Source organism: Pontibacter sp. LHS2, assembly GCF_058932845.1.
The window spans coordinates 423,701-436,387 of the sequence record NZ_JBZYWG010000003.1; the positions used below are offsets into that span (position 1 = coordinate 423,701).

9 protein-coding genes are annotated in these 12,687 nt (G+C 45.3%); 3 read left to right on the forward strand and 6 right to left on the reverse strand.

What is annotated here, in order from left to right:
- Positions 1 to 162: 162 nt before the first annotated feature.
- Positions 163 to 357 carry a hypothetical protein gene (locus AC5FX6_RS15100; protein WP_196114306.1) on the forward strand — a complete coding sequence of 65 codons (195 nt, stop codon included), beginning with the start codon at positions 163 to 165 and terminating at the stop codon, positions 355 to 357.
- A gap of 166 nt (positions 358 to 523) precedes the next feature.
- On the opposite strand, the gene AC5FX6_RS15105 is transcribed toward AC5FX6_RS15100, so the two are convergent.
- The 6 genes from AC5FX6_RS15105 to AC5FX6_RS15130 all read right to left on the reverse strand — a co-directional run bounded on the left by AC5FX6_RS15105 (position 524) and on the right by AC5FX6_RS15130 (position 11,481).
- Positions 524 to 4,159 (reverse strand): RHS repeat domain-containing protein, encoded by a 3,636-nt coding sequence (locus tag AC5FX6_RS15105; RefSeq protein ID WP_196114305.1) that lies wholly within the window; start codon positions 4,157 to 4,159, stop codon positions 524 to 526.
- A 1,035-nt stretch (positions 4,160 to 5,194) separates the two neighbouring features.
- Complete coding sequence (locus AC5FX6_RS15110; protein WP_196114304.1) at positions 5,195 to 8,812, reverse strand: DNRLRE domain-containing protein; 3,618 nt, start codon at positions 8,810 to 8,812, stop codon at positions 5,195 to 5,197.
- A 25-nt stretch (positions 8,813 to 8,837) separates the two neighbouring features.
- A complete protein-coding gene (locus tag AC5FX6_RS15115; protein WP_196114303.1) occupies positions 8,838 to 9,362 on the reverse strand; it encodes a Riean_0653 family protein in 525 nt (174 codons plus the stop codon).
- A gap of 11 nt (positions 9,363 to 9,373) precedes the next feature.
- Positions 9,374 to 9,784: a hypothetical protein gene (locus AC5FX6_RS15120; RefSeq protein ID WP_196114302.1), complete on the reverse strand. Its 411-nt coding sequence runs from the start codon at positions 9,782 to 9,784 to the stop codon at positions 9,374 to 9,376.
- 494 nt (positions 9,785 to 10,278) lie between these two features.
- Positions 10,279 to 10,923: a hypothetical protein gene (locus AC5FX6_RS15125; RefSeq protein WP_196114301.1), complete on the reverse strand. Its 645-nt coding sequence runs from the start codon at positions 10,921 to 10,923 to the stop codon at positions 10,279 to 10,281.
- 51 nt (positions 10,924 to 10,974) lie between these two features.
- Complete coding sequence (locus AC5FX6_RS15130; RefSeq protein ID WP_196114300.1) at positions 10,975 to 11,481, reverse strand: hypothetical protein; 507 nt, start codon at positions 11,479 to 11,481, stop codon at positions 10,975 to 10,977.
- Between the two features lie 581 nt (positions 11,482 to 12,062).
- Here AC5FX6_RS15130 and AC5FX6_RS15135 point away from each other — a divergent pair.
- Positions 12,063 to 12,431 carry a hypothetical protein gene (locus tag AC5FX6_RS15135; RefSeq protein WP_196114299.1) on the forward strand — a complete coding sequence of 123 codons (369 nt, stop codon included), beginning with the start codon at positions 12,063 to 12,065 and terminating at the stop codon, positions 12,429 to 12,431.
- Positions 12,432 to 12,496: 65 nt separating this feature from the next.
- Positions 12,497 to 12,673, forward strand: coding sequence for a hypothetical protein (locus AC5FX6_RS15140; RefSeq protein WP_493597886.1), 177 nt, complete (start codon positions 12,497 to 12,499; stop codon positions 12,671 to 12,673).
- Positions 12,674 to 12,687 lie beyond the last annotated feature (14 nt).

Genomic DNA, 12,687 nt, shown 5'->3' on the forward strand with positions numbered 1-12,687 from the left:
GCGCCTGCTCCCAGGCAAGGGTGGTCGTCTGCGCATACGCACCGAAATTCCGTGATTCTACCGGCACCAGGTGTCGCTTCCGCAGCTGTTTTAGCTCCGACTGCAGTCTTGTCCCGGGACTCTCTCCGTTCTGGGCCAAGGCCTCCCCTGTAAATTTGAAAAATGGCAGAAGTATCAGCATGGCAATTATCAGCCGCCCGGGCAATTGTGGTCGTTTGCCCTCAGCTGACAGGTGCTGGCTCAGAGGGGTTGTCAGCTGAAACTGAAATGAAGATGCAGTATGAAATATTTTCTGTAGAGATGTTTTCATCTGGTCATTTAAGAAGTGTGGCCTGGACTCTAGTCGCCATACTGTAGGGATTGAAGAGCTGCCTTTATTTAATAAAATGATTGAACTACTTTTTGTGTTGGAATGGCGGCCGCGGACCACACACGGTGGCGCCAGGCTGTCTTCAAAGCGTATCGTCAGATCTTCCTTATTGAAAAGGATGTCTTCTAACTCCTCACCAAAGGCAGAATGGGCCTACTGTCCAACATAGTGGTACTCGTGGCTTCTGAGTACGTTCCCTTCATGGTCTTTCACCGCCCGGAGCCGGCCCATCCCGTCGTACTCGTAGAAGGTTGTTCGCCCATTGGGATCTGTCATACTGGATATGCCAAATAATAGGTCATAAGTGTAGGAAATCATCTGCGAGCCTGAAGGATACAGACGCAACTCGTCAATGTAGCCAACTCCGCTTACACTCACCTCCTGCACCCCAGAAATATGATGCTCAAAATAAGTCCATCCATTGACAGTCTTTCCTGCAACTGGTGCAGTTCCACCCGCAACATTTGCCGGAGATGTACCTTTCACCCAGTAAGAGAGCTGATATGTAAGGTTTGGATTAAGGGAGCCTTTAGTTAAGGGACGGTCATTGAGCACGTAGTGTTTCTCCCCTATCAGACTGGAGGAATCATTTACTATTGTTCCTTCGTAATCCCAATTCCCCTGACTAGAGGTCTCAAAACTAGTATAGGCGATATCAGAGAATTTAGCGTGCTGCACATTTGCCATCACTTTGTTATACCCCTCATCCCAGAGCAAAGCAGTAGGCATCTCCCTCCTGATAATTTCAAGAGGGTTCAGATTTTCTGAATAGGAGCGAATGAACCACTCTTGGTCATACTTCTGATCATAAGCCAGATTACCATCTCCATCTACCTTCACACTAGTGAATTCAGCAATAGAAAGCGGTTTATCTGTCACCAAAGTTTTTATCTGTTCCTGGACCACGCCCTGAGATTTTAACTTATAGAATGCCAAATTTGATGATAGCAACAGGGAATCCTCCCCCTGAACAAGCCACTGCTGCTCCTCAACAAACTTATTCAGGATATGTTTGTCTATCATGGCCTTTAACCCCTCAACTGCCTCGCTGGATGGAACAGCGATTTCGAAATCACTCGGATAGGACAGAGAAGTGGATATTTGACGACCTCTGCTGTCATTACGCTTAATACGCGTGAGCTGGCTGTGCCCCGGCCTATCATAGTAATAACGGGTAAGAACTGATATCTGCTGCGTCGAATCAGCCGCATCGTAAAAAATCTCCTCTGTTTCAGATTTGTACTGCCAAACAGAAACATGCTTGAAGCTCTCAATGGTAAAAACTGCACCGCGCACCGTAAGCCCATGCTCCCGTACATCCTCACGCTCAGGGCGCACTACCATTATTTGCAGGCCCAACGCATGCGACTCGTTCACTCCTTCCGGCAGGGTGTAGTTACCACTCTCACCTCCTAAAGCACTTGGTGGCGTGTAATATCGCTGATATCGATGCTTGATTTTTTTCACCGGCCAGAATGCATTTAAATCTTTCTTATGGATGTAGTCTGTCTCTTCCAGAAGCAGACCCCGCATCCATTCCATGCTGGTGCCGGGCGTGAATGGGGGGGCTCCCCCATGGGGGTTATGGTCCGAAGCAAAAGAGTATTTATAGCTCGATAGGGAGATTTCATCTTCGTTTCTGCTTTCCACCCTAGCACTTGTGTAGGCTACACTGCTTCCCGCCATCGTCGAAAGGGGATGGATACTCTTAGACGTCTGGGCCAGATACATGCAATCTTGCTTGTACCCGTCAGAACCAATCGGCGAGCTGTCGCTGACGAAATACTGATAGAGGTAACTAGGAGCAAGCAAGGTTTTACCACTCGACCTAGTGGTATCTGACAGCTCCCTGTAATGGAACATCCTTTCAAGGGGTGTGCTTTCCGGACTTAGGTATTTTATTTTACGTATCCGAAGTCCACCTGCTATTCTGTTGACTGCAGGCTTGTTAATATAAGTCAGTTCCTTCCAGAAAATCATTACATGTCCTGCCCCCTCCTCGTCAAGCCCCATTGCCTCAATTATGAGCTTATATGCTCCTGGTGCAAGCATGAACTGCTTTTCCCCGATCCCATTCTCATCGCCCAACAGGGGCTGGCTGAACCCGTTGTCTACCCCGGTAATTGTTGCCCTGAAATAGTAGTTGATTCCGGTTAGAGAATTGATCTCCTGAAAGCGCACATTAACACTGTCATGAACCACGCTGCCCAATAACCCCACCTCAAAGCTGATTTCCTTATAAAAAGCACTATCCTGCCCAGGCCCTCTACGTGATCCGTTTTCAAAACTCACTCCTAACAGAGTGTCCCGGCGCTCAATTCCCGCCACCTCAAAGTAGTCGTGAGGCTCAAAAGTAAATTCTGTTCTACCTCCCGTCGGATTAGTGAGATCCTTGATCAGAAATGCACCCATCAGCTCTTTATCAGGCTCCTTCGTTCCTCCGTCCATAAATCCAGCCTGTTCATTTTTAGGCAGGAGATGTTGCGAACCGTTATAAAATCCCCAATGATCCTGTGCAGGAGAAAGCCGGTTGGGGAGACGCACACTCTCATTGTATGTCACCCGGTATGCTGGTTTGCCTTCCTCAACAACCGAGACCAGCTTGAGCCTAAGATCATCTGGATCTACCTCCCCTTTATTGCAGTTGTTGGTAATCAGAGCAATACCCGGATCGGAATAGAAATACTCATAACCTAATCGAAACTTTTTCACACCTTTAGCTCCCATCACACGGATCGAAACTTCTGTCAGCGCACCTGGTTTCGCAAGAGATGCCAGACCGGCCAAATCCGCGCGTCCGCATGAATCATAGCTAAACTCCACAACATGCCCTATGCTGCTAGTAATACGCTTGATACGCTGTCCGCCAAACACATTAGTCAAACTCTCTGTACCGGACTCTGGAATCTCAGGGCAGGTACTACTTGGGTTTCTGAGGTGGCGGGTACGCGAACCTATATTACGATATTCGTAGCCATAGCCTTCATACTCAAGCTTCAGAGAGTCTCCTTGCGGGGTAACTACAGAGCTTAGTAAAAAAGTCACGGTTGTCGGCGTGTAATCTCCCGCTGTGGATGTACCTGGCACACCTCCAAAAGCAATGAAAGTTGTCTGAGCAACTTCCTTTGCAGCAAACGTAAATATGTTGCCATTCTCATCCGTAATACGGAATATTTGATCCCCTCCCTCTATTTTGAGGGGCTCGAATGGTACAGTATGTGCGTTACCATCACGACTGAAAAAGAACTTTCCACTCCTTCCACCCATACTGTAGAAAAACAAATCCGGCTGTGTATCATGTGCCAGATTTGGGTTTTGTGATAGCGTAGCCATTCCTAGAAGCTCCTTACAGAGATTATAATCTTGCTCCCCGTTCTCAAACTCCTCATAAGGTTGTAGTTCCCGATCTACAGGAAACTCAGTGGCACCCGTCACATACCCTCTATAACCAAAGTCTGGTTTACCCAACACGGAACTAGAGATAGTGCCACCTGCAGACAGTGCCCAGCCTAAACCTGCACTGCTAGCAATCTCGTCGACTCGGATACCACCGGCATGATAGTTAAGCGAGATTGGCAAGGAAAAACCTCTTAATTGAATTTCATAGAGCGGTATAGAAATATGGGGTAGGCCCGTGCTGTGCGAAACAGGTACTTGGGAGAATTTAGCCAATGATGCCGCCTCTGGAGTAGGAGGAATTGGCAGCTCAAAGCTATGCTGGCTATTTGCAGGCTTAGAAAACAAAAGTAAACAGAAGGATACTATTAAAAGGGCGACAATAGATTTCATAGGCTTGAACGTTCTTTTTAGGCGTCAAATTGACTTGCAGAGTCCCTAACTATAATTGCATAGGGGAGCAAAGTCAAACTCATCTTCTTTTTATACAGCGGGCTTACGAGTAGTATTATATATAGTTATATTTACCTTTAACTATACAGTGTAATTCAATACAATTCGTGCGCACAGAAAGTGAAATTTTAGCTGTGTAATAGTATTGCTAAACAGCTGCACAGTAAGAAAATGTTTAAAAAACTAGCTATTGCAGAAAGAACCCAACATATTATACCAAATAGAGATGTTATAATTTTTTTAGCCAAAGAACTTCTTTGAATATCCTATATTTTGGGTTAAATTTCTTTTACTCAATAGCAGGCTTGTGCTAGTATTTAACTGACGTGCTCCAATCTCTACAGATGGAGTAGGAATGATTCTTGATCATCGAAAAAGAGAATGGCACATATAATTATAGCCCTTATTTAAATATGAATCATCCCAGAGTTTAGAGATGAGATGAAAAAGGAAAACCTCCTGTTTTAGGGATATAGATAATGTATCACCTAAAGACAGGAGGTTTTTATGTGCTCTACTTCTAAAAACGCCGGACCGGCGGCCGAAGTTCTCCCGCTGGCCCGTTTTTCGCCATCGCCTGGAGCAATTCCTTTACCCTTTCCTTCTGTTGCTCGGCCGGCTGCTGGACCGCCGGCTGGTGGCCACTTTCCTGGGGCTGTGCCAGGCGCTGGTACGACACCGCAGCCGCCCCTCGGGCCTGCTGCTCTCGCTGCTTGACAAAGAGCTCGAAAAGCAAAAGGAGCAGCGCCTGGGCTGCCACAGAACAGGAAAGCGGTGCAGGAAACTCCCACACTGCTTTACCGCATCCGCCTGGCTTTGGCCAACCTCTGAAGTCTGCTCTATCTATCCCTCAATCAAAGTTCGGGATGATTCATGTTAGACCAATACTCGTATGTAAGTTATGTTTGCTTATAATTTAGTGCTGTAAGCCACCCTGTGACATAACCTCATGCCAGAAGGTAACACCTTGGCTCATTACCTTACATTTTGCCCTATGACAATTCTGTTTACCACAGTCCTCGTACCAGAGTTAAGCTGCAGGTAGTATGTTCCACTCTTGAGCTTCTGAACAGGGATAACTAATTGTTTGTCCTTCGTCTTTTTATTATACACTTCCTTTTGCTGCGCATTCAAAAGGCGAACTTCATAAGTGCTATCTGTATTATCCTCTTCTTCCGGGAAAGCGCTGCTCAGCGACACATTCAATTCATCCGAGGTAGGGTTAGGATAGGCGTAAGCATACATGCCATACCCCTGACTAAAGTAGAAGTATCTTGTGTCTTTAACACTCCATCCGCAACCTGGTGTATATTGCTGCAATTCAAAAGTGTATTCGCCGGGATAATAGGCGTCGAAGTAAATTGAACTGCCCGAAAACTCCATCGGATACGGCTCCGGAGAGTCAAAAGGAGGTGTAATGGTCCATCGATAATTACTAGGATCAACGCCATATTGGTTTGTATCCACAAAGAATTGATATGTCTTACCTGTCTGAGGCCCGTATATTTGGCAGTAACAACTTAAATCATATGGGTTGCTAATAAAGGCTGACCCTGAACCTATAGTTATGTTTGTTGAAGCGGAAAGGGTGCCGCATTTGGTATTGACATTAACTGACACCGTGGCAGAGCTATAATTGCCTGCAGCTGAAGTAACTCCTATCTGACGGGTTCCGTTGCCAGAGACTATGGACAGGCCTGGCCCCACTGACCAGCTATAGGCCACACCATTGCCATAATCTGGGACGGAAAAGTAAGCAGTACCCCCACATACAGAATTACTGCTTGAGCTTATAGTCACGGTCGGCCCGCATTCATTCGAACAGTTCAGGGTGTTGTTCGTACTGCTTTGCATTTCGTTAAAAATCCACTCGGCATTCCTGTTGGTGAATGTTGTATGGTAAATATTATAAGGAGCGGAAGCAAAAGGCCTATCTTGTGCAATAAAATCATCAGCTGCCGACTGTGCCGTTACACTAATCCCGCCGCTGTATTTGGCCGTAAGTACAGCCGGAGAAGTCGGCTCTACATCCAGTGCGCTTGCAGTAGGGACAAAGGTAAATTCGCCTGCTATGTTGCCGTTTACCTTTAGTTTAAAGAAAATGCCAAATTTTATGTTTGGGCCTGATACACTGTAAGGATTATCATCCTCATCGTCCAAGGTAAACGTACCGCCCGGTGCGCCATCCCAAGGCAGGGCATAGGATGGTGCGTTTTTACTAATATTTAATAGGTTCTTTTCCCACTTTATGAACCAAAATCGTCGATACTCATACCCAATTTTTAGATAGGTAATCCTTTTGGAAGTTCCTTGCTCTGGCAAAGCATTGATCACGGCCTCTGCCTTTAAGGCCTTCCTACTAAGCCACGGTAGTGGTGACAGGAAAAATTCAGAATCAAGCCTCCCTAACTCTGTATAGGGAGTAAAGAGTTGCTGGCCACACTCCGATCCCTGGCTTGTCGCTAAGAAGCGATAAGATGGCTGTAGATCTGCTGAACTGAAAGTAACCATTGGTCTATATATGTTATCTAAGAATGTATTAGCTATTGTATTGCCATTTTCAGATCTAAGGATCAACATCTGCTGGGACGCGGGAGCTGATAGCAGGTCAAAACCTGCTTTTACGGCTGGGGAAAGATCTTGAATATTTGCATCGGCCAAGACTTTTAAATCAGGGATGGAAGTAATCAAGTGCTGGAAACCTAGGGGCACATTGGCTCCTCTGTGCGGACTATCATGCGTTATCAGTAATCTGGTGCGGGTAGCTCCTCCTTGCTTCGTCATTTTAGCCAGGCCGTAGCGTGCAACGAGGCCTCCCATGCTTATGCCTAAAACAACATTATCTTCTCCTCCACTGCCTTTTTGCATATTAACCCAATTAACAACCTCTTCGAACAGCGCGGCATTTCGAGTAATATCATCTAGGCTGTTATTGAAGTTCAGGAAAATTAAATCATAACCCGCCAAGTCAAGTTGGTTATTAAAACTTTCATGATAAAGCTGATTGTTAACTCTAAAGATTGGTGTGTTAATTGAAGAAATAAAATCATTGTATTCTTTAGTAGGTATCAAATCTGGTGCTATGTCAGAAGCATCATAGCCTTCCACAACTATTAGAGGTTTAGAGATGGTAGTATGATTTTGCCCTAATGATATGAAGAGCTGCCCGCCGTCGTGGATGCCAGGTCGTGCGTTTATAGTGTGGGGTGGGAGTTGCGGCTCACCTGGGTAGCGGAAAGCCAATGCACCGGTGTTTGAAACTGCAATCTGCGAATAGCACTCATAGAAAGTATTATCGGTGAATAAGACTTTAATCTTAATTAGCCTCGTACCATCTGAGGTATAGGTTGCGGATACAGGTGTATTCCAGGCCGTATTTACGTATCCCCTCCCATCGGCGAAATCAATATAGAATGTTTGTGGGGTTTTTCCCGTGGTATTGTAGAAAATCTCCGGCTTGAACACCAGAGAAACAGTCCCACTGCTAACAGAGTTGCGGACGGGACTAGCTGCGAAATAGGATCTTTCCGCATATGGGCTCTGCGTTCTTCCCATCACGTCCCTGAGCTGATTATTTTCCACTTTAAGCAGGTTGTTGCTAAAGGCATCTGGTTTGATATATGCATAGTTGGCATGCGCCATTACGACAGGTATAGCCCCAGAGCTACTTTGCACATTCTTAATGGCGTTATTTACAGTGGCAAGCGTAGGAAGTGAATTGGCACCGTAGATTCGGGAGCTATACAACGATGCATAACTCCACCTCCAGGCATCTATATTAACCCTGTTGCTATCTGTCAGTATACCATTGAATACATCCAGAGGAAGAAACTCTCTGCCATAGTCCGACAAGAAGCCTGTGGGCACCTGTGTCTTATCCAGAAGGGCAAAAATATTATTTATTTCATCGGCAACCGGATCACTGGAAGAGGTTGAATAGGTGATAATCAGCTTAGGTCGGATAGCTGTATTGGTGTGGTCTTCACTTGCATAGGCCCTGCCACGGAAGTACTGCTCATGCTCCAGAGCCATCCTCATGCCGTAGTTTGTAGAGGGGCTACTAACCCAGTCCTGCACAAAAGAGGTAAGGTTTACCTGTATATTCTCGGTTGTGAAGGTGGAAGGCTGCTGCCAGATACGCCCGCTTGTAGTGGTGGCAGGCTGATTATTCCAAGTAACACTGGTCTCGCCCCAGTTAGAATTGACCTTTTCAAAATACACTGCATTTGAGCCGCTCAACTGGTTATTAGTTGTTCCAGAACTGCCGGTTGCCGTGGGATCACTGTACAAATAAAGCGTCGCATTCTGAATTACTGCTCCCGGAGGAATACTATTCAAGTTGAACCTAAAAAGCGTGCGCCAATAGGTTGGGAAGCCATTGCTGGTCCAAGCACTGGCTAGGTTCCTGGCCTGGTTATGGTAGTTGGTGTTTGCAATGCTTGTGTTCTGATCATTCCGGTAGAGCATCACATCAGTCCAGTCGGTACCTGCCCCTATAGTTACAGTGTTTTGTGCCTGCAGACTATGGGACATAAGGGTCAGCAAAAGGCAAAGCGATGCCAGCCCTCTAAAGAAGGGTAGTTGTGTTTTCATGAAATCAAGGATTTAGTACCTGGTTTTAGAAGATTTTTTTATCGAACCGGCCCTCAGTAACTCTGACGGTATCACAATCTGTTTTTATAAGCGTGAACTCAAACTTACCTGCAATAATGCCGTTCTGCAGATCGAGCTTAGTTATTTCCAGCACACCTTCTACTTCCCCTTCATCTCCTTCATAAATGCACTTATTTGATTCATAAAGAACCCTCCCTTCCTGCCGGTTTCCAAGATTGTAGAGGCCTGTACGATCCACCTGAGAAATATTCATTGCTATTAGTTCGTGGGTATTTGAGTTCTCATTAACTCGGTAAGCTCTAATATCAAAAGATCCTCCATTATAGTTAGGATCATAAATCAGTTGTAGATTGGGCTGAAATGTACTCGGTCGTCCCTTCGGCACCCATAGCTGACCATTCACAAATGCAGCAAAGGTATTAGAACCAGTCATACTATAGTCTGGCATTACTTCTTCTTTATCTTTTTTGCAGGCAAGAAGCGAGATGCACAGCACTAGTAAGGACAATTTTATAATTAATGTCTTCATATTATTGCTGTTTAAAAATCCAACTCAATGTCTTGTACAGACTTATATATGTCTTCCTCCCGGAGAGCTTTTCTTTGCAGCTGCGTCTCATCTCGTAACCGCTTAAGCTTCTCAAGTTGATCAGATGTCAGCACCTGCTTAAACTTGCTATGAGCTTGCTCGTTTACTTGTCGAAAGTTAGATTTGGAGTATTTATTTGACTTGCTGCTTTGCTTGATTTGACTGAACTTCTCTGAACGCTCCAGCAGAATGGCATATACTTTTTTCTCCTGTGCTTCGTTCAAATCAACTTCATGGTCCAGTTTCGCTAAAATGGTTTGTGCAATATTCTTGGGCACGGCAACAGTAAGCGTATCCTGCGCCACAGCCTTGATACAAGACAAGCTACATATAAGGCCAAATGCTAAAAGAATTCTTTTCATAAGACAAAGTTTGTTTAAGTAGATACGAATAGGGGTTAATCATTAAAAACAATGCATATCTCTATTGTTTATTCAAGTCATTGCTTCGTGTTGATGGAATAAGCAATTAATGGAAGTATGTTTCTTTTCAGTTAAGAGATTAACAGTTACTCCACAATCGTTCAAAGCGTTAGTCTATTTCCACTGCTTCAGTATAAATTCAACAAAATAATAAGTGTTCCCTCTTCTGCACATTAAAGTAGCAAAACGTTGTTATGACTGCGAAAATATTACACCAACAATGCTTTTGACTTGACCAAAACCTAAAATTACTAGCTTTCTGCTCCCTTTGAATATCAGCACTTAGGATAGCGCAAGAACTCATGTAATTAACTCTCAATTGAAGGCTTTCTGGAATTCAAACCAATACAGCGCATTCTTTTAGAAGTTAACCCTACTGATTACCTGGTGGAAGTATTCATAATTTTAAGAGCTGTGAAGGCGATCTTACCAAGTCACTCTTTTACAAACACATCCCTCGAACTCTCATTCTTCCCCTTTACCAATCTGGGCGCTTTCCGTTTCCCAGTATAAAACCCTAATGCATCTGCAACAAATGCAGGCCTCAAAGGAGCTCCGAATTTTTCCTGACACAGCTTGAAAACCTCCAGCCTTGTTCGGGGCTTATCAAAATAGTTATTAGCAAACAGTGCATTTACAAACTGCTGCACTTCCTCTTGTGTGGCCGCACTTTTCAACGGCAATTCAAAATTGGCAGGTTCCTCCTCAAAGGTTAGAAAATGTTCCTTGCCTCCTTCTTTCAGAAAAGATATAGTATAGCTCTTGTTATTTGACTCGGGATTAAGGTCATGCTCTACCTGGATATGGAAGAACGGCTCCTCGATTTTACCCGGCATCAGGTCAGACAGCGGGCACTCAAAAATCTGCCGCAGGTAGTTGGTCTCAGCGGCGTTATACTTTTTTGTGGAAGTTGGGTCTTCCACGTTCCTAACATATAGGGGGTGATAGCCCAACAGAAACGAAAGCTCCCGGGCGGTGTAGCCCATTTCAAGCCGCTTCTGCCTCACGCGGTAGGTTTTATCGAACTCAATCGATGATACAGGCATTGTTAGGATTCCTGTCGGCTTTTCTTTTTTCACATCTCTAATTACGACATTTCAAGATGTTTTTGAAAAGGCAAATTTAAATAGTTATACCTGCTGATACCGCACGTTACCACTTTCGAGCTCCACCTTCTTCAAGCTTCCTTTTTCAACTGCTCTCTCTAAGATAGCAGTGTAGTCCGTCACAGGCCTGCTTTCTTTGAAGTATTCATTACAGTAATCGGTAGTCTTCCTGATTGTCTGCGGCACACTGAAAAACTTTCCCTCCTCAAGCAAAGCATTAATAATACCCGTTGGCCCCAGCCCTTTAGGGATTGGCACTCTGGTCTTCACCTGGGGCGTGTCATCCAGTATCTCAGCCGGGTAGAAGTCATAGACTGTACAGCCAAAGTAGTTAGCGATTATATTGAGCTGATGATCGGTATATTTATGGGTTGTAGAGACACTTTCAATTTTCCCAATAGCTGAATTGTCACCAGATGGACTTATAATTTCTGAAAGCTTTTTTTGAGATACTTCTTTCTCAAGTCGAAGTACTCTAACCTTATCAATAATATACTGGTCAGTAGGAGTGATTTTGATTTCTTTTCCCATCCAGACAATAAAGAGGATGGTATTTTTATACTATGGTTCCAAAATATTTTGATATATGAAATCTATATACTATCTTAGCTTTTAGAACAACATCTAGGATTAGAAATCCAGGCAATTGGGTTCTGAGTCTTGCGCGGAAAATGTAGGAAACTTTCTGTTGGTGCAAGATGCAGGAGTAGTTGCCCATTTACTATCTTTGCGATAGTGATGGGCCCGCTCTTGTATGTGCCAACAACCCTCCTACAGGTTTCCGCATCATACGGAGTGGGTTCCATTGCTATCGCTTATTTCTGTTAGCGATTCCCCTCTTCCAGGATTCATTATTCAACTGCACTTTATAGCCAGAGTAATGAATCAGAAAGTCAACAGCACCATACAGCGCGTATGTGCACACCGGAGTCCTTCCTCCGGCTGGGTGCTCCTCATTTCACCACCTGAGTGAGCTGATTCCTTCCCGTTGCTGCCTCTCTAACACCAGCTAGCACGTGTTGTAGGCAGACCTTCCCTTTCCCTCCCCGGCATGACCAGCGCTGCTAAGCGGCTGGCAGGAACTCTATTTTCCAATTTTTCCCATTCCCATCATGAACTCTATACCCTACACCTTACCTGAATTCAAACTCTCCGAGCCCGACCAGGCCCTGCTGGACTTCTGCGCCCGCTACCCGCAGCACGAAGCGCAGCAACGCCTCTGGAAGTGGTTTATCCTGGCCCTGAAGGACAGCAAGTCCTCCTGTATTCATAACACCGAACTGATTACCTTTTATGAAGATCTTAAAACGCTTGTTTCAGCTCTATATCAACTGCATGACATGCCCGAGAAAACCGGCTCCACGCCGCAGTTAAGCAACAAAACGACCTGTCCAGAAAAAGCCTCGTTGGCCGAGGCTCTGGAATCCCTGCACACCAACGTGTCTGCCAACTGGATGCTGCTTGTCTGTCCGCCTGATTAGAAAGTTTCCTACAGATCCACCCGCACTAGCGGCTAAATAATTGTTACATCCTGATTTACACTTATATGAAACCACAAAAATGGCTTCCGGGGCTTCCTATGCCTATACTTTTCCTGCAGGCTGCCCTCCGATCAGTTGCTGGCGGTCCGCAGACACACCGCCCGGACCAGCTTACAGAATCAATTGTTGCCTCGGCAGCGGTCATACTCTGCCGCTGCCGCCGCGATCCAATGCTACACTAGGGGAGGCCGGGGCG

What these genes read in the sequence shown, in the direction of transcription:
- AC5FX6_RS15100 (WP_196114306.1), top strand. Translation starts at nt 163, where the DNA reads ATGGCAGAAGTATCAGCATGGCAATTATCAGCCGCCCGGGCAATTGTG.
- AC5FX6_RS15105 (WP_196114305.1), bottom strand. Translation starts at nt 4,159, where the DNA reads ATGAAATCTATTGTCGCCCTTTTAATAGTATCCTTCTGTTTACTTTTG.
- AC5FX6_RS15110 (WP_196114304.1), bottom strand. Translation starts at nt 8,812, where the DNA reads ATGAAAACACAACTACCCTTCTTTAGAGGGCTGGCATCGCTTTGCCTT.
- AC5FX6_RS15115 (WP_196114303.1), bottom strand. Translation starts at nt 9,362, where the DNA reads ATGAAGACATTAATTATAAAATTGTCCTTACTAGTGCTGTGCATCTCG.
- AC5FX6_RS15120 (WP_196114302.1), bottom strand. Translation starts at nt 9,784, where the DNA reads ATGAAAAGAATTCTTTTAGCATTTGGCCTTATATGTAGCTTGTCTTGT.
- AC5FX6_RS15130 (WP_196114300.1), bottom strand. Translation starts at nt 11,481, where the DNA reads ATGGGAAAAGAAATCAAAATCACTCCTACTGACCAGTATATTATTGAT.
- AC5FX6_RS15135 (WP_196114299.1), top strand. Translation starts at nt 12,063, where the DNA reads ATGAACTCTATACCCTACACCTTACCTGAATTCAAACTCTCCGAGCCC.
- AC5FX6_RS15140 (WP_493597886.1), top strand. Translation starts at nt 12,497, where the DNA reads ATGAAACCACAAAAATGGCTTCCGGGGCTTCCTATGCCTATACTTTTC.